The 16,591-nt window shown below is 73.2% G+C and carries 14 protein-coding genes and 1 pseudogene; 11 read left to right on the forward strand and 4 right to left on the reverse strand.

The annotated features are described in order from the left end of the window. The first annotated feature begins 95 nt into the window (after positions 1–95). The 5 genes from TNCT6_RS00070 to TNCT6_RS00095 all read left to right on the forward strand — a co-directional run bounded on the left by TNCT6_RS00070 (position 96) and on the right by TNCT6_RS00095 (position 4,934). Entirely contained in the window at positions 96–713 is a 618-nt protein-coding gene (locus TNCT6_RS00070; protein WP_141355337.1) for a TetR/AcrR family transcriptional regulator, read from the forward strand. Further along, positions 710–2,308, forward strand: coding sequence for a glycerol-3-phosphate dehydrogenase/oxidase (locus TNCT6_RS00075; RefSeq protein ID WP_141355340.1), 1,599 nt, complete (start codon positions 710–712; stop codon positions 2,306–2,308). Before TNCT6_RS00070 ends, TNCT6_RS00075 begins: the two co-directional genes overlap by 4 nt. Before the next feature lie 574 nt (positions 2,309–2,882). After that, the gene (locus TNCT6_RS00080) at positions 2,883–3,512 is read left to right on the forward strand and encodes a lipoprotein (RefSeq protein WP_141355342.1); all 630 of its coding nucleotides are present in this window, start codon (positions 2,883–2,885) and stop codon (positions 3,510–3,512) included. A 34-nt stretch (positions 3,513–3,546) separates the two neighbouring features. Further along, on the forward strand, positions 3,547–4,011 hold the full coding sequence (locus tag TNCT6_RS00085) for a low molecular weight protein-tyrosine-phosphatase (protein ID WP_141355344.1): 465 nt from the start codon (positions 3,547–3,549) through the stop codon (positions 4,009–4,011). A 101-nt stretch (positions 4,012–4,112) separates the two neighbouring features. Next, positions 4,113–4,934: a fructosamine kinase family protein gene (locus tag TNCT6_RS00095; RefSeq protein ID WP_141365876.1), complete on the forward strand. Its 822-nt coding sequence runs from the start codon at positions 4,113–4,115 to the stop codon at positions 4,932–4,934. A 2-nt stretch (positions 4,935–4,936) separates the two neighbouring features. Here TNCT6_RS00095 and TNCT6_RS00100 read toward each other — a convergent pair whose 3' ends face one another. Next, a complete protein-coding gene (locus TNCT6_RS00100; protein ID WP_141355346.1) occupies positions 4,937–5,398 on the reverse strand; it encodes an SRPBCC family protein in 462 nt (153 codons plus the stop codon). 294 nt (positions 5,399–5,692) lie between these two features. Here TNCT6_RS00100 and TNCT6_RS00105 point away from each other — a divergent pair, with 294 nt between their 5' ends. The 4 genes from TNCT6_RS00105 (at position 5,693) to TNCT6_RS00120 (ending at position 10,982) form a co-directional block, all read left to right on the forward strand. Beyond that, the gene (locus tag TNCT6_RS00105) at positions 5,693–6,157 is read left to right on the forward strand and encodes a hypothetical protein (RefSeq protein WP_253265966.1); all 465 of its coding nucleotides are present in this window, start codon (positions 5,693–5,695) and stop codon (positions 6,155–6,157) included. A 253-nt stretch (positions 6,158–6,410) separates the two neighbouring features. After that, positions 6,411–7,103, forward strand: coding sequence for a GAF and ANTAR domain-containing protein (locus tag TNCT6_RS00110; RefSeq protein ID WP_141355350.1), 693 nt, complete (start codon positions 6,411–6,413; stop codon positions 7,101–7,103). Positions 7,104–7,308: 205 nt separating this feature from the next. Continuing rightward, complete coding sequence (locus TNCT6_RS00115) at positions 7,309–10,068, forward strand: SpoIIE family protein phosphatase/ATP-binding protein (RefSeq protein ID WP_141355352.1); 2,760 nt, start codon at positions 7,309–7,311, stop codon at positions 10,066–10,068. Positions 10,069–10,157: 89 nt separating this feature from the next. Continuing rightward, the gene (locus TNCT6_RS00120; RefSeq protein ID WP_373996139.1) at positions 10,158–10,982 is read left to right on the forward strand and encodes a chitosanase; all 825 of its coding nucleotides are present in this window, start codon (positions 10,158–10,160) and stop codon (positions 10,980–10,982) included. Between the two features lie 31 nt (positions 10,983–11,013). On the opposite strand, the gene TNCT6_RS00125 is transcribed toward TNCT6_RS00120, so the two are convergent. Further along, positions 11,014–12,858, reverse strand: a complete 1,845-nt coding sequence (locus tag TNCT6_RS00125; protein WP_141355356.1) for a glycoside hydrolase family 15 protein — start codon at positions 12,856–12,858, stop codon at positions 11,014–11,016. A gap of 200 nt (positions 12,859–13,058) precedes the next feature. On the opposite strand from TNCT6_RS00125, the gene TNCT6_RS00130 reads away from it, so the two are divergent. Beyond that, entirely contained in the window at positions 13,059–13,265 is a 207-nt protein-coding gene (locus tag TNCT6_RS00130; protein ID WP_141355358.1) for a hypothetical protein, read from the forward strand. A 100-nt stretch (positions 13,266–13,365) separates the two neighbouring features. Continuing rightward, on the forward strand, positions 13,366–14,769 hold the full coding sequence (gene sthA / locus TNCT6_RS00135) for a Si-specific NAD(P)(+) transhydrogenase (RefSeq protein WP_141355360.1): 1,404 nt from the start codon (positions 13,366–13,368) through the stop codon (positions 14,767–14,769). An 11-nt stretch (positions 14,770–14,780) separates the two neighbouring features. On the opposite strand, the pseudogene TNCT6_RS00140 reads toward sthA, so the two are convergent. Next, positions 14,781–15,256 (reverse strand): annotated as a pseudogene (locus TNCT6_RS00140) (DUF5709 domain-containing protein); the annotation flags it as partial. After that, the gene (gene efeB, locus TNCT6_RS00145; protein ID WP_141355362.1) at positions 15,255–16,535 is read right to left on the reverse strand and encodes an iron uptake transporter deferrochelatase/peroxidase subunit; all 1,281 of its coding nucleotides are present in this window, start codon (positions 16,533–16,535) and stop codon (positions 15,255–15,257) included. The gene efeB and the pseudogene TNCT6_RS00140, both read right to left, overlap by 2 nt. Between the last annotated feature and the right edge of the window lie 56 nt (positions 16,536–16,591).

Here is a 16,591-nt window from a genome sequence, read left to right on the forward strand (position 1 = left end):
CGTGTCGAAGGAGGGGTGCGGTGTTCCGAGTTGCCGTGTGGGTGCCGTGTTCCGCGGTGCGCCGTGACGGGACCGCAGGCGTTACACTGTGACACATGACGCCTATTCGTCACAACGGTTCGGACCGGCCGGACCACTCGGACGGTGATCCCGTACTCGACGCCGTGCGCGACTGCGTCCTGGCCGTCGGCGTCCGGCGTACGACCCTGACGGACGTGGCCCGCCGCGCGGGCGTGTCCCGGATGACGCTCTACCGCCGCTGGCCCGATGTGCGGTCCCTCGTCGGCGACCTGATGACGCGGGAATGGATCGCCGTGGCCGTCGGGGCGATGCCGGAGCGCAGGCCCGGGACGAACGCGCGCGCGCTGATCGTCGACGGGCTCGTGGCCGGGGTGAGGGCGTTCCGCGCCCACCCGCTCTTCCGCAAGATCGTCGACGTGGACCCCGAACTGCTCCTCCCCTATGTGCTGGACCGCCGGGGAGCCAGCCAGGAGGCCCTGCTCTCCCTGCTCGCCGGCCACCTGCGCGAGGGCCACGCCCACGGGTCGGTGCGCGCCGGTCACACCGAGCGGCAAGCTCGGTCCCTGCTGCTGGTCGTGCAGTCCTTCACGCTGTCGCTGCGCACCATGACCGAGGAGGACGAGCCCGAACTGGACGGCGAGGCCTTCCTCGCGGAACTGCGGACCATCCTGGAGAGGACCCTGACGCCATGAGCTTCGGCAACGACCCGGCCGTCCCCGCGCAGACGGCTCCGGGCACCTCGCTCACCGCCGCCCGCCGCGCCCGCGAACTGGCCCGGACCGTCGGCGGTCCGGCCGTGGACGTCCTGGTCGTAGGTCTCGGCGCGACCGGCGCCGGGGCCGCCCTGGACGCCGCGGCGCGCGGATTGAGCGTCGCCGCGATCGACGCCCACGACCTGGCCTTCGGCACCTCCCGCTGGAGTTCGAAACTCGTCCACGGCGGACTGCGCTACCTCGCCTCCGCCCAGTTCGACGTCGCCCACGAGAGCGCGGTCGAACGCGGTGTGCTGATGGAGCGCACCGCTCCCCATCTGGTCGCCGCCCAGCCGTTCGTCCTGCCCCTCACGCCGCTCGTCTCGCGCGGCCAGGCCGCCCTGGCCTGGGCCGGCTTCCGCGCGGGCGACGGACTGCGGCTGGCGGCGCGCACCGCCCGTGCCACCCTGCCGGTGCCGCGCAGGCTGTCCGCCGTGGAGACCCGCCATCTCGCGCCCGCCGTGCGCGGCACCGGGCTGCGCGGCGGTCTGCTGTCCTGGGACGGGCGGCTCACCGACGACGCCCGCCTGGTGACCGCGATCGCCCGTACGGCGGCGGCTCGCGGCACCCGCGTCCTGACCCGGGTCCGGGCCCTGGAACTCACCGGTTCCGGCGCCCGGGTGCGTGACGAACTGACCGGCGAGGAGGGCGAGATCCGGGCCCGGGCCGTGATCAACGCCTCCGGAGTGTGGGCGGGCGGCCTGGTGGACGGCATCCGGATCCGGCCCTCCCGCGGCACCCACCTCGTGCTGCGCTCCGGCCTGCTCGGTCCCCTGCCGGCCGGGCTGCACATCCCGGTCCCCGGGGAGACCAACCGCTTCGTCCTGGTCCTGCCGCAGGACGACGGCCGGGTCTACGCCGGGCTCACCGACGAGCCCGTCGAGGGCGGCGTCCCGGACGTGCCGGAGGTCCCCGAGTCCGACGTCGGCTTCCTGCTCGACGTGCTGGCCTCCGCCCTCGACGTGCCGATACGCCGCGACGACGTGGCCGGCGCCTTCGCGGGCCTGCGTCCCCTGCTGGACACCACGCCGGCGACCGGATCCGCCTCGGCGCCCCGGACCTCGGACATCTCCCGCAGGCACGCGGTGCTCACCTCGCCGGACGGTGTGGTCACCGTGGTGGGCGGCAAGCTCACCACCTACCGGCGCATGGCCGAGGACGCCGTCGACACCGCCGTCGCCGCGCACGGACTCGGCGCGGGGCCCTCCCCCACGGCCGCCCTCCCCCTCGTCGGCGCCGCGTCACCGCGGATCCTCGCCGCGCTCCGCGCCCCGCACCGCCTGGTCCGGCGCTACGGCACGGAGGCGCCGACCGTCCACGCCCTGGGCACCCGGGACCCACGCCTGCGCGCACCCGTGCTGGAGGGCCACCCCGTCACCCGCGCCGAACTCCTGTGGGCCGTACGCCAGGAGGGTGCCCTCGACGAGTCCGACCTCCTGGACCGCCGCACCCGGATCGGCCTCGTACCGTCCGACCGCACGACAGCACTGGAAGCCGCGCGCGAGGTGCTGGGCGAGACACTGGGCTCCCGGTGAACCGGCGGTCGACGCGGGACACCTGTTGAACGGGCCGCGGCCGTCACCGCCTGGCGCGCCTGCGCCTCGCACAGGGCGGAGGCCAGCGCGCCGCCGGACGCCGGGTACGCGCTGGTCAGCCAATGGGTGGTCGCCGCGATGAGCGGGGAGAGATCTTCGTGCACTGCCGGACCGTTCGAGCCGTTCACGGACAAAAAGGACTGCGTGAAACGGTAGTCCGCACCCCAGGCCGAGCAGTATGACCCAGGCCGCCTCCGGGGCGTGGCCTCCGCCACCATCGCATGCGGCGAGGAGTGGCGGTACCCGCCGGGAGGCGGCCCGGAGGCCGTACGTACGTGTACCGGCCAGACCCCGGCGGGTAAGCGTTCCCGGACGCGGTGGGCACCCAGGAGGGAGATGACCTCCTCCAGCGTGGCGGGGCCGCCGGCGCCGAGGATCACGCCGGGCGCCCCGGCCGCGGACCCGGGCGAGGCCACTCAAGGCCTCCGGGCCGCGACCGGTTGCAGTGACGCGCCGGCGAGGAGGGGAGAGAGCGGTGCGGGGTCGGGCGGGGACGGCACGGCGGGGTTCGACCATGGTGGTGGCGCTGCTGCTGAGCGCGGCGCTGACGGCGTGTTCGGGGACCTCGCGCGAAGGCGCGTCCACCGGGCGACCGGCGGAGGCGACGGACGCGACAGGCACGTCGGTCCGCAGCGGGGGCACGATCGGCGCCCGGGGCTCGGTGTGCGAGCTTCCCGTCACCTTCGACATCGCCGAGGACTGGAAGGCCGGGGCGGTGGATCCGGCGCCGGCGGGCGACTCCCCCGCCGGCGAGGAGGTCGCGGACGCGCTGCTGCGCCAGGGCCCGGTGACCACCGTGTGCGAGGTCGACGCCAAGCCCGCGGGGAACATCGGTTTCCTCCGCGTGTTCACCGGTCCCCCGGGCGCGGGGGACGCGAGAACGGTACTGCGGGCCTTCGTGGCCGCCGAGGAGGACGTGCGCGGGGAGACGTACCGCTCGTTCACGACGGGCGGACTCGAAGGCGTCGAAGTCGAGTACGTGCGGACGAGCGAGCTGCTGGACGAGCCGAAGAAGGAACGCGCCCTGGCCGTCGGCACCGCCCAGGGCCCCGTGGTCCTGCACCTCGGCGGTATGGACACCGAGGAACACGAGCAGATGCTCCCCGCCTACGAACTCGCCAGGAGGACCCTGCGCAACGCCTGAGCGGCTTCCGGAGGGGGCCCGTACTCTGGGGGCCGTGCACATCTGTTTCGTCTGCAGCGGGAACATCTGCCGGTCGCCGTCCGCGGCGCTCGTGTTCGCCGAGCGATTGCGCCGGGCGGGGCTCACGGACGAGGTCCGGGTCAGCAGCGCCGGCATCGGCCCGTGGCACGCCGGGGAGGCCATCGACGAGCGGGCCGGTGAGGTACTGGCCCGGAAGGGCTACCCGGTCCGGCACGTCGCCGCCCAGGTCGGCGCCGAGCATCTGGACGCCGACCTGCTGCTGGCCATGGACCGCGGTCACGAGAAGGCGCTGCGCCGGCTCGTCGACGACCCGTCCCGGGTGCGGCTGCTGCGCTCCTTCGACCCGGACGCGACCGGGGACCTGGACGTACCCGACCCGTACTACGGCGGCCCGGAGGGGTTCGAGCAGGCGCTGGCCATGATCGAGGCCGCGACCCCGGGCCTGCTCGACTGGGTGCGCGAGCGCCTGCCCGCGTGACCGACCGTCCGCCGCGCGGCTCCGGCTCCGGCTCCGGCTCCGGCTCCGGCTCCGGCTCCGGCTCCGGCTCCGGCGAGGATCCCGCCGCCGCGGCCGCCCGGCTGACCGGGCGTGCGGCGACCGGTCGCAGCCCGTCTGCGGCGAACCCCACCGAGGTGACCCTCGACGACGGCGCGGTGGTCGTGGTCAAGCGCGATGAGGATCCGGAGGCGGTGCTCGCCGAGGCCGCGGGGCTGCGCTGGCTCGCCGAGGCGGGCGCGGTGCGGGTCCCCGCCGTGCACGGCCACGACCGCCACTGGCTGGTCACCGACCGGGTTCCAGCCGGCCGGCCCACTCCAGGGGCGGCGGCGCGGTTCGGCCGTGACCTGGCCGCCCTGCACGCCGCCGGGGCGCCCGCGTTCGGTGCCGCTCCGCCCGGCGGGCCGCGGGAGGCGTACATCGGGCTCGCGCCGATGCGCAACGTTCCCGGCGCCGACTGGCCGGGCTGGTACGCCGAGCACCGGGTGCTCCCCTATCTGCGCCGCGCGGTCGACGACGGCACCCTGCGCCCCGCCGAGGCGGCCGTGATCGAACGCGTACGGGAACGGCTGCCCGAACTGGCCGGTCCCGCCGAACCGCCCGCGCGACTCCACGGCGACCTGTGGAACGGCAACGTGCTGTGGGGCGCGGACGACGAGGTCTGGCTGATCGACCCGGCCGCGCACGGCGGGCACCGGGAGACCGACCTGGCGATGCTGCAGCTGTTCGGCTGCCCGCACCTGGACCGCGTCCTGGACGGATACCAGCAGGTCGCGCCGCTCGCCGACGGCTGGGCCGGCCGCGTCGGACTGCACCAGCTCTTCCCGCTGCTGGTGCACACGGTGCTCTTCGGACGCGGGTACGCCGAACAGGCGGTCGCCGCGGCCCGCGGCGCCGGCGGGTGACCCTACCCTTCGCCCTCCACCAGCCGGGCGAGGTTGTCCAGAGCCATGCGCGTCCCCAGCTCGTTGTCCCCGCGCGGCACCTCGTCGGGGATGCCCTCGTGCACGATCACGACCTCCGTCCCGCCGTCCACCTCGGCCAGTGACGTGGTCATCGTCATCGTGCCGTGCAGGGCGTCCTCGTCGGTCTCGAACGCGAGCACCTCGACCACCAGTCGATCGGGCACGAGCCGGGCGAAGTGCCCGCGGTAGGTGTCCGTGTGGGCACCGGACTTGCCCCGGCCGCCCGGCTCGTCGTACGAGAGGGACACCCGGAACGTGCCGCCCTCACGGGCGTCGAACGTGTGGACTTGAGCGGTCATGCCGTCGGGGACGCGCCATCCCGCCACCACGTCCGGGTCGGTGAGGGCCCGGTAGACGGCGGCGGGAGACGCCCGCACCCACCGTGAGACCCGTGTGGCATACATGGCAGCAACGTACACACGCGGCACCCGGATCCGGGACCGACCGGACGAGAGAGGGCGGGAACGGACGGGACCGGACAGGAACGGACCGGACCGGACCGGCAAGGCCGGTGCCTCACGATTGTCCCGGTTTTGTCACCAAGTGACCCTGGAGTCACAGGTGTTGCTCCCGCACTTTTCCCGCGTGCTAAGAAATACGGCGTCACAGTGGCGCGGAGCGTCCCACGGGGACGCCGCACGCCATGTCGGTCCGGTCCGTGAGGACCGTAGGGGGAAGGTGTCACCTCAGTGAACCGCATGCGCACGACCGTCGCGGCGCTGGCCGCGGCCGGGGTCCTCACCGCCGCTCAGCTGGGCTTCGCCGGGGCCGCTTCCGCGGCGACCGCCGCACCGCAGAGCTCGGGCTGCCCGATCAACATCGTCTACCCGTCCCGTTTCTACGTGGACCACAACGGGTGGGTGACCAACGGCGGCCTGTACTTCGGCATCAAGAGCAAGACCACGAAGAAGTTCAAGAACGTCACGTTCACGGTCACCAACGTCAAGAACATCCGCTTCGGCTCGGCGACGCCGAAGGGCGGCAAGATCAGCCACAGGACCTCGCAGACCGTGACGGTCCGCACCACGACCTTCAAGGGGAAGGCGAGCCTCGGCTTCAAGGTCCGGACGCACCTGCTGAACACCAGGACCTACAAGGTGAAGTTCGCCCTGCACGGCTCCGGCTGGAACTGCGCCGTCAACCAGGGCACCTGGGGCGCCTGACCCCGCGGGCACCGGACGGCCGACGCCCGTTTCGGTCCCCGACCGCCCCGCATCCCGATGCCCCGGCCCACGCGGCCGGGGCATCGGCGTGCGGGGCCGAGTCGTGGACGTGCGCGGGACCATCACGTGCCCGGACCATGATCGGTGCGGCCCGGATACGCACGTGACCGCGGGGTACGCTGCGCATGCCGGCCGGTTACGGGCGATGCCCCGTGCGCACCGGTGCGCACGGCGGGGAGAAGGGCGGGTGCGGATGGACTGGCGCGAGTTCGCCGAACAGATGGCCCAGCTGGCCCGGCGCCTGCTGGCCCAGGACTCCGCGCAGGAGACGCTCGACGAGATCGTCCAGGCGGCCGTCGAGCTGATCGACGGGTGCGAGGCGTCCGGGATCCTGGCCCTGCGCAAGGGGCGCGCCGTGACGCTGGCCGCCCGCGGGGACATGGTCGAGGAGTCCGACCGGTTGCAGGGCGAGGTCGGCGAGGGCCCCTGCTTCGACGCGGCCCGCCGCGTCGACGGGGACCGCCTCTTCCGCATCGCCGACCTCACGCAGCCGCAGCCGGCGTGGCCGCGGTACGCGCCGGCCGCCCGCGAACTGGGCATCGGCAGCATGATGGGTTTCCTGCTGTACACCCACGACCAGGACTTCGGTGCGCTCAACCTCTACTCCAGCCGTCCCGGCTCCTTCACCAAGGACAGCGAGACCGCCGGCTGGCTGTTCGCCTCGCACGCCGCCGTCGCCGTGGCGGGTGCCAGAACCGTCGACCAGCTCGAACACGCGCTGGACACCCGGCACGCCATCGGTGAGGCCATGGGCATCCTGCGGGAGCGCCACGGCCTGAGCGAGGAGGACGCCTTCGCCGTCCTGCGCCGCATCTCCCAGCACCACAACATCAAGATCCGCGACGTCGCGCAGACCATCCGTACCGACGCCCCCAAGCAGAGCTGACACGGGCCGAGCGGGCCGGGGCTCCCCCGTCACCATCCCCAGGCGGGTGCTGCTGTGCGGCCGGTGAGTGGTGTCTCGGTCATATCCGGGGGGCAGGAACGCGCGTTCGGGTGGCGCCGCTGGCGCGGCCGCCGCCTGCCCGCCCTCGTGACCGAGGGAGTGACTGCCTCTCGCCTCACGCGGCGCGGCAGTGTAGACATGGCTCATGGTCCGACTCCCGGGTCGTACCGGCTCCCGGTCGGCCCGCCGTCCCAGCGGACGGCGTCTCCAGCTCGCGTCCGGCCCAGCCCGGCGGGCGCGCGAGCTGGCCGGGCATGGCCGATCGGGGCGGAGCAGACCGTCCGGGCTGCGATCGCTCGGCGGGCGCAGCGTCGCCGGGCAGGTGTTCCTGCTCCAGGTCGCCATCGTGGTGCTGCTGGTCGCGGCGGCCGTGGTGGCGCTGGTGCTTCAGGTGCGGCACGACAGCGACCAGGAGGCCCGCAACCGCTCGCTCGCCGTCGCCGAGACGTTCGCCAACGCCCCGGGCACCCGGGAGGCGCTCGCCGCCCCGGACCCGACGGCGGTGCTGCAAGCGCGGGCCGAGGCGGCCCGCAAGGAGGCGCACGTCGACTTCCTCGTCGTGATGAACACCAAGGGGGTCCGCTACACCCACCCCGAGCCGGACCGTATCGGCCAGACGTTCGTCGGCACCATCCGGCCGGCGCTGGCCGGCGGCACGGTCGTCGAGCAGGTCGACGGGACGCTCGGGCCGCTGGTGCAGGCCGTGGTACCGGTCCGGGCGCCGGACGGCAAGGTGGTGGGCCTGGTGTCGGCCGGCATCACCACCAGGAACGCCGGCGGCCTCGCGGACCGGCAGCTGCCGGTCGTCCTGGGCGCCGCGGCCGTGGCGCTGGCCCTGGCCACGGCGGGGACCGCGCTGGTCACCCGCCGGCTGCTGCGCCAGACCCACGGGCTCGGCCCCCGGGAGATGACCCGGATGTACGAGCACCACGACGCGGTGCTGCACTCCGTGCGGGAAGGCGTCATCATCGTCGGCGACGACGGAAGGCTGCTGCTGGCCAACGACGAGGCACAGCGACTGCTCGGCCTGCCCGAGGACGCCGAGCACCGGCCCGTGCTCGACCTCGGACTCGACCCCGGGACCGCCGAACTGCTGGCCTCCGGCCGGATCGCCACCGACGAGGTGCACCGGGTCGGCGACCGGCTGCTGGCGGTCAACCAGCGGCCCACGGACATGCCGGGCGGCCCGTCGGGCAGTGTGGCCACGCTGCGCGACTCCACGGAGCTGCGCGCCCTGTCCGGCCGGGCGGAGCAGGCGCGGGGGCGGCTCAGCCTGCTCTACGACGCCGGGGTGGGCGTCGGCACGACCCTGGACGTGGCCCGGACCGCGGAGGAACTCGTCAAGGTCGCCGTTCCCCGGTTCGCGGACTTCGCCACCGTGGACCTGTACGACGCCGTGCTGGCCGGCGAGGACCCGGATCCGGGGGCCGCGCTGCGCCGTACGGCCTGCGCCGGGATCCGCGAGAACACACCGCTCTACCCGCTGGGGCAGGAGATCCGCTTCGTCCCCTCCACTCCGCAGGCACTCAGCCTGAAGACCCGCCGGGCGGTCCTCGAGCCCCGGCTGGAGGCGGCCCCGGGCTGGCAGGCCCAGGACGTCGAGCGCACCGAGCGGGTGCTGGCGTTCGGCATCCACTCCCTGATCAGCGTGCCCGTGCGGGCGGGCAATCTGGTGCTGGGCCTGGTCAGCTTCTGGCGGTCGGAGAAGGACGAGCCCTTCGACTCCGAGGAGCTGGCCCTCGCCGAGGAACTGGTCGCCCGGGCCGCCGTCTCCATCGACAACGCCCGCCGCTACACCCGCGAGCACGGGCTGGCGGTCACCCTTCAGCGCAGCCTGCTGCCGCGCAGCCTGCCCGAGCAGAACGCGCTGGACATCGCCTACCGCTATCTGCCCGCGCAGGCGGGCGTGGGCGGGGACTGGTTCGACGTGCTGCCGCTGTCCGGGGCGCGGGTCGCGCTCGTCGTAGGCGACGTGGTCGGCCACGGGCTGCACGCCGCGGCCACGATGGGGCGGCTGCGGACCGCGGTCAGCAACTTCTCCGCCCTGGACCTGCCGCCCGAGGAGCTGCTCGGGCTGCTGGACGAGCTGGTCGGCCGTATCGACCAGGACGAGACGGCGGACAGTGCCGGCGTGCCCGTCACCGGCGCGACCTGCATGTACGCGATCTACGATCCGGTCTCGCGCCGGTGCGCGGTCGCCCGCGCCGGCCATCCGCCGCCCGCCGTGGTCGGGCCCGACGGGGACGTGACGTTCCCCGACGTGCCCGCCGGCCCCCCGCTCGGGCTGGGCGGGCTGCCGTTCGAGACGGCGGAGCTGGAACTGGCGGAGGGCAGCCGGCTGGTCCTGTACACGGACGGGCTCGTGATGGACCGGGAGCGGGACATCGACACGGGCCTCGAGCAGCTGCGCACCGCTCTCGCCTCGGCCGGCGAGTCGCCGGAGGACACGTGCCGGGCCGTCCTGGACGTCCGGCGGCCGTTCCGGCCGGTGGACGACATCGCCCTGCTCGTCGCCCGCACCCGTGCCCTGGGGCCCGGGCAGGTCGCCGAGTGGGACGTGCCCGGGGAGGCGGCGGCCGTCGGGGCCGTGCGCGCGGCGGTGAGCCGGCGGCTCGCGGAGTGGGGGCTGGAGGAGCTGACGTTCACCACCGAGCTGATCCTGAGCGAGCTGGTCACCAACGCGATCCGGTACGGCGCCGAACCCATCCGGGTCCGGGTGCTGCGTGACCGCGCCCTGATCTGCGAGGTCTTCGACAGCAGCAACACCTCCCCGCACCTGCGCTATGCGGCGAGCACGGACGAGGGAGGCCGCGGGCTGTTCCTCGTCGCGCAGCTCGCCGAGCGGTGGGGCACCCGCTACACGCCCACCGGCAAGGCCATATGGGCCGAGCAGCCGCTGCCCTGAGCCGCCTTCTCCCCGCCTCTCCCACTTCTGCCACCTCTGCCACCTCTTCTGCCACCTCTCCCACAGTCGAGTCACTTGGAGCCCTTTTGGTGCACGACACCCCCGGAACGACCGCGCCGGCCGGCGCGGCCCGCCGCAGCGTCCTCGCCCTGATCGGCGGCTCGCTCGTCGCCCTCCCGCTCCTCGGCGCCCGGGGCGTCGCCGCGGCCCCGGGCCTGGACAGCCCCGCGAAGAAGGAGATCGCCATGAAACTGGTGTCGAGCGCGGAGAACTCCACGCTCGACTGGAAGGCCCAGTACGCGTACATCGAGGACCTCGGCGACGGACGCGGCTACACGGCCGGCATCGTCGGCTTCTGCTCCGGCACCGGCGACATGCTCGGCCTGGTGCGGCACTACACCGACCGCAGGCCGCGCAACGTACTGGCCGGGTACCTCCCGGCACTGCGCCGCGTGCACGGCACCGACTCGCACGGGGGACTGGACCCCGGCTTCCCCGAGGACTGGCGCCGGGCGGCGCGGGACACCGCGTTCCAGCGGGCCCAGAACGACGAGCGCGACCGCGTCTACTTCGACCCGGCCGTCGCACAGGGCAAGGCCGACGGGCTGCGCGCCCTCGGCCAGTTCGCCTACTACGACGCGATCGTGATGCACGGCGGCGGTGGCCTGACCGGCTTCCGCGGCATCCGCGAGCGGGCCTTGCGCACGGCCCTCCCCCCGGCCCGGGGCGGCGACGAGGTGACGTATCTGAACGCGTTCCTCGACGCACGCCTGTGGGCCATGCGACAGGAGCCGGCCCACCGTGAGACCAGCAGGGTCGACACCGGGCAGCGGGTCTTCCTGCGCCAGGGCAACCTCGATCTGGAACCGCCGCTGGACTGGAAGGTGTACGGGGACGGCTACCGCATCCGCTAACGCCGCGGCGGACCGAGGGCCGCGGTCGGTGTCAGCCCAGGGCGCGGTCGAGGTTGTAGGCCGCGCTGATCAGGGACAGGTGCGTGAAGGCCTGGGGAAAGTTGCCCTGCTGCTCGCCGGTGGGGCCGATCTCCTCGGCGTACAGGCCGAGGTGGTTGGCGTAGGTGAGCATCTTCTCGAAGGCGAGTCGGGCCTCGTCGAGTCGGCCGGCCCGGGTGAGGGCCTCGACGTACCAGAAGGAGCAGATGGAGAACGTGCCCTCGTCGCCGCGCAGCCCGTCGGGGCTGGCCTGCGGGTCGTACCGGTAGACGAGCGAGTCGGAGACCAGGTCGCCGGTCAGCGCGTCGAGGGTGGACAGCCACTTGGGATCGGTCGGCGCGATGAACTTCGCCAGCGGCATCATCAGCACGGCGGCGTCCAGTACGTCGCCGTCCTCGTACTGGACGAAGGCCTGCCGCCCGGCGGACCAGCCGCGGTCCATGATGCGGCGGTAGATCGCGTCCCGGCTCTGCCGCCAGCGGGGCAGGTCGGCGGGCAGGCCGCGGCGGTTGGCCAGCCGCATGGCGCGTTCGACGGCCACCCAGCACATCAGGCGCGAGTACAGGAAGTTCTGCCTGCCGCCCCGGGTCTCCCACACCCCCTCGTCGGGCTGGTCCCAGTTCTCGCAGACCCATTCCACCAGCGCGGACACGTCGTCCCACTGGTCGCTGGAGATCGGCTGGGCCCACTTGTCGAAGAGGTAGATCGAGTCGATCAGGGCGCCGTAGATGTCGAGCTGGAGCTGGTCGGCGGCGGCGTTGCCGACCCGTACGGGCGCGGAACCCCGGTGTCCCTCCAGGTGGCCGAGTTCGCGTTCGGGCAGTTCGCTGCGGCCGTCGATGCCGTACATGATCTGCAGCGGGCCGGTCGCCTTGCCGTCGCCGGGGCTGATGTGCCGGGTCAGGAAGCGCATGAACGCCTCGGCCTCGCCGGCGAAGCCGAGCCGCAGCAGCGCGTAGACGGCGAACGCGGCGTCGCGCACCCAGACGTAGCGGTAGTCCCAGTTGCGCTCACCGCCGACCCGCTCGGGCAGGCTCGTGGTGGGGGCGGCGACGATGGCGCCGGTCGGGGCGTAGGTGAGCAGTTTCAGGGTGAGGGCGGAGCGGTGGACCATCTCGCGCCAGCGGCCGCGGTATCGGGACTGCGCGAGCCAGCGGCGCCAGTAGGCGACCGTGGCGCAGAACTGGTCCTCGGCCTCGGCGTGGGCGCACCGCCGTGGGACCACCTCGCCGCCGACCTGGTCCAGCGCGAAGACGGCCGACTCGCCCTCGGCGAGCTTGAAGTCCGCGCGCAGGTCCGTGCCGTCGCTCTCCAGGGGCACGGTGGACGTCAGGGCGAGGGACAGGGTCGCCGACTCGAACAGGGCCGTGCATCCCTCCATCCGGACCGTGTGCGGGTCGGCGCCGTAGTTGAAGCGGGGAGCCACCCGGGCGCGGAACGGAAGGGTGCCGCGCACGCACAGCACGCGCCGGATGAGCCGGTGCCGTTCGGTCTCGGCGGATCCCTGCCGGTCTCCGCTCACCGGCATGAAGTCCTGCACCTCGCCGACGCCGTCCTCGGTGAAGAACCGGGTGATCAGCACGTTGGTGTCGGGGAAGTAGAACTGCTTGGTGTGCGCCGCCTCGGCCGCGGCGAGCTCGAAACTGCCACCGCGCTCGGCGTCCAGGATCGCGGCGAAGACGCTCGGGGCGTCGAAGGCGGGGCAGCAGTACCAGTCGATCGTGCCGTCGGTGCCGACGAGGGCGACACTGCGCAGGTCGCCGATCAGGCCGTGGTCGGCGATCGGAACGTAGCGGGATGTGCCCGTCTCGGGCCCTCGGCTTCGGGTGTCGGCCATCGCGGCTGCCTCCTGTCCCCTCCCTGTCCCCCCTCGCACGGACCGGTACTCGCGGCTGTTGCGGTTCCTCCAGCTTAGGAGCGGTCTTCCGGATGCAGGGTGCCGTCCGACGGGCAATCGTGGGAGGAGGTCCCGCTCCCGCAGCACGAGGGCCGCACTCCGGACCCGGGCGGGGACCCAGCCGGACCCGAGGAGGCCACATGTCGACGTCACAACCCGATGCATCCCGTGAGCCCGGGGAGCGCTGCACCCCGGACGACGTGCTCCACGCCCGTACCGGCACCGACGTCTCGCCCGAGGACGTGGTGCTGGCCGCGGGCCGCGACATCACCCCGCGCAACCTGGAGTGGGCCAAGCGCAAGATCGAGACGGAGGGCCCGGCCGCCCTGGACAAGCTGTTGCCCTAGCTCTTCCCGGGCGCGTGCGAAAGGGATCGGAGCCCTGTCGTTCCGGTCCCTTTCGTTCGTCCCTTTCGCTGGGGGGCGTCGCTCTGCGAGACTCCGGGGCGTGCCCGACTTCGACATGATCGTCATAGGATCCGGACCGGGTGGCCAGAAGGCCGCCATCGCCGCGGCCAAGCTCGGCCGCCGGGTCGCTGTCGTCGACAGACCCGACATGGTCGGCGGGGTCTCGATCCACACCGGAACCATTCCCTCCAAGACCCTGCGTGAGGCGGTGCTCTACCTCACCGGACTCACCCAGCGTGATCTGTACGGTCAGAGCTACCGGCTGAAGGAGGACATCACCGTCGCCGATCTGACCGCACGCACCCAGCACGTGGTGGGCCTCGAGGTCGACGTCATCCGCAGCCAGCTCTCCCGCAACCATGTGGCCCTGCTCGCCGGGACCGGCCGCTTCGTCGACGGGCACACCGTCGCGCTGCGCGAAGTGACCGGTGAGGAAAGGCTGCTGACGGCCGAGCACATCGTCATCGCGACCGGTACCCGGCCGGCCCGTCCGGACAGCGTGGAGTTCGACGGACGCACCATCATGGACTCCGACAACGTGCTCACGCTGGAGCGGGTGCCGCGGTCGATGGTCATCGTCGGCGCCGGGGTCATCGGGATGGAGTACGCCTCCATGTTCGCCGCGCTCGGCAGCAGGGTGACCGTCGTCGAACGGCGGCCGGGCATGCTCGACATGTGCGACGTCGAGATCGTGGAGTCGCTCCGCTACCACCTGCGGGACCTCGCCGTCACCTTCCGCTTCGGGGAGACGGTGGCCGCCGTGGAGCGGCACGAGAACGGCACGCTCACCGTGTTGGAGAGCGGCAAGAAGATACCGGCCGACGCGGTGATGTACTCGGCGGGCCGGCAGGGTCTCACCGACGGACTCGACCTGGAGAAGGCCGGGTTGAGCGCCGACGCGCGCGGCCGGATCGCGGTCGACGAGCACTACCGCACGCAGGTGCCGCACATCTACGCGGTCGGCGACGTGATCGGCTTCCCCGCGCTCGCGGCGACCTCGATGGAACAGGGGCGGGCGGCGGCGTACCACGCCTGCGGGGAGCCGGTCGGCAGGATGGGCGGCCTTCAGCCGATCGGCATCTACACGATCCCGGAGATCAGCTTCGTCGGGCGGACCGAGGACCAGCTCACCGAGGACCGGGTGCCGTTCGAGGTGGGCGTCTCGCGCTACCGGGAGCTGGCCCGCGGGCAGATCATCGGCGACTCGCACGGCATGCTGAAGCTGCTGGTCTCGCCGGAGGACCGCACGCTGCTCGGGGTGCACTGCTTCGGCGCCGGGGCCACCGAACTCATCCACATCGGGCAGACGGTGATGGGCTGCGGCGGCACCGTGGACTACCTGGTCGACGCGGTGTTCAACTACCCGACGCTCGCGGAGTCGTACAAGGTGGCCGCCCTGGACGCGACGAACAAGCTGCGGCAGATCGACCGGATCGGGGGCTGACCCGGGCCGGGTCAGGACTGGGTGCCGTCGTCCGGCAGCGTGTCGTCGTCGACGACGTGGACAGCGGCGATGTGGACGGCGGCCTCCTCGGCGCCGGCGGCTCCCGCGTCGACGCCCATGTCGGCGGCGACCTCCTCCTCGGTGGTGTCGCCACGGCGCCCTCGTCCGGGGCGACGAGGCAGCCGGCGCGGTCCCTGCCTGCCTCTGGGCAGACCGGTTCGCCCTCGCCGCCGGGCAGATCGCCCACCCCGTCGCCTTCGGGCCCGCCCTCGTCGGGCCGCTCCCGCGCCGGCCGCCGGCCGACGCTCTCGCCCGCGTGCTGTCCGGCGGCCGTCGTGCCGTACTTGGTGACGCCCAGCGGCTTCTCCGGCGGGGAGCAGCCCTCGTCGAGGACGTCGTCGCAGGTCCGCTCCCCCACCGCGTTCTCCATGTCCGGCGGCGCGGCGTCCGCGTGCTCCTCGTGGGAGGGGGTGGTCCCGCGTCCGTCAGGCGGACAGCAGTCCGCGGCCGAGCCAGTCGGAGGAGTCGCGGACGCCGGGCAGGGCGAAGAAGTAGCCGCCGCCGGTCGGGGAGATGTAGTCGACGAGGGGTTCGTCGATCAGCCGGGTCTGCGTGGCCTCGAACTGGCGGACGACATCCTGCTGGTAGCAGCAGAAGGCCAGGCCCATGTCGAGGTTGCCGACGTTGTCGACGCCGCGGTCGTAGTTGTAGCCGCGGCGCAGGATGCGGGAGGCGTCGGTGCCGGCGGTGCGCGGGTTGGCCAGCCGGATGTGGGAGTCCAGCGGGATCGCCGTGCCCTTGGGGTCCTTGGCGTAGTGGGGGACGTCGGTCTCCTTGGCGCCGTCCAGCGGGGCGCCCGTGTCCTTGCGGCGGCCGAACATCTTCTCCTGCTCGGTCAGCGACACCCGGTCCCAGAACTCCACCAGCATGCGGATGATCCGGATCACCTGGTAGCTGCCGCCGGCCGCCCAGGCCGGCTCGCCCTGCCCGTCGCCCACCCAGACCAGGCGGCTCATCTCCCGGGCGGAGGCGACATCCGGGTTGGCGATGCCGTCCTTGAAACCGAGCAGGTTGCGCTGGGCGCCGGTGGGGCGCGGACCGCTCTGGAAGCCGTCGACGCGCCACTTGATCTGCAGAGCGCCCCGGGTGTGCCGGGCGATGTCGCGCAATGCGTGCAGCACCGTGTCCTGGCGGTCGGCGCAGATCTGGAGGGACAGGTCTCCGTGGCACTCGGCGGGGTTCAGGTTGTCGTTGGGGAAGGTCCGCATGGGGGTGAGCCGGCGCGGTATCGCCTTGGCCAGCCCGAAGCGTTCGTCGAAGAGGGAGGCACCGACGCCGACGGTGACGGTGAGGGCGTCGGCGGGGATCTCGGGACCGAGGATGCCGTTGTCGGAGGGCGGGGCGCCGACGCCCAGGTCGGTGGGGGTGCCGCCGGCGGTGAGGAAGCGGGCCCGCTCGGTGATGGTCCGCAGCAGTCCGGCGAGTTCCTCGCGGTTCTCGGCGATGACGTCGAAGGAGACGAAGGCGGCGGCCGCGGGGGCGGGCGTGAGGACGCCTGCCTGGTGGACGCCGTGGAACGGGACCGCTGCCGCGCCGGTGCCGTCCGCGGCGTGCGCCTGGCCCGCGCCGCTCCGGGCGAGGGTGAAGCCGCCACCCGCCAGGACCGCGCCGGCGGCACCGGCGCCCAGGGCCGTCTTGACGAAGGTGCGGCGCCCGTGGCCGGCGGGGCAGCCACCCTCGGGTGCGGACGTTTCGGCGGACGGCATGGAGCGGTTCCCTTCGGTACGTACGGTCTCGGGTGTCATGGCGCGTGGTGCGGTCA

The organism is Streptomyces sp. 6-11-2, from assembly GCF_006540305.1.
Classification (GTDB): Bacteria; Actinomycetota; Actinomycetes; order Streptomycetales; family Streptomycetaceae; genus Streptomyces.

Coding starts and splice junctions, on each gene's coding strand:
- TNCT6_RS00115 (WP_141355352.1), top strand. CDS start 7,309: ATGGTCCGACTCCCGGGTCGTACCGGCTCCCGGTCGGCCCGCCGTCCC.
- TNCT6_RS00070 (WP_141355337.1), top strand. CDS start 96: ATGACGCCTATTCGTCACAACGGTTCGGACCGGCCGGACCACTCGGAC.
- TNCT6_RS00110 (WP_141355350.1), top strand. CDS start 6,411: ATGGACTGGCGCGAGTTCGCCGAACAGATGGCCCAGCTGGCCCGGCGC.
- TNCT6_RS00125 (WP_141355356.1), bottom strand. CDS start 12,858: ATGGCCGACACCCGAAGCCGAGGGCCCGAGACGGGCACATCCCGCTAC.
- TNCT6_RS00100 (WP_141355346.1), bottom strand. CDS start 5,398: ATGTATGCCACACGGGTCTCACGGTGGGTGCGGGCGTCTCCCGCCGCC.
- efeB (WP_141355362.1), bottom strand. CDS start 16,535: ATGCCGTCCGCCGAAACGTCCGCACCCGAGGGTGGCTGCCCCGCCGGC.
- TNCT6_RS00080 (WP_141355342.1), top strand. CDS start 2,883: ATGGTGGTGGCGCTGCTGCTGAGCGCGGCGCTGACGGCGTGTTCGGGG.
- TNCT6_RS00105 (WP_253265966.1), top strand. CDS start 5,693: ATGCGCACGACCGTCGCGGCGCTGGCCGCGGCCGGGGTCCTCACCGCC.
- TNCT6_RS00075 (WP_141355340.1), top strand. CDS start 710: ATGAGCTTCGGCAACGACCCGGCCGTCCCCGCGCAGACGGCTCCGGGC.
- TNCT6_RS00130 (WP_141355358.1), top strand. CDS start 13,059: ATGTCGACGTCACAACCCGATGCATCCCGTGAGCCCGGGGAGCGCTGC.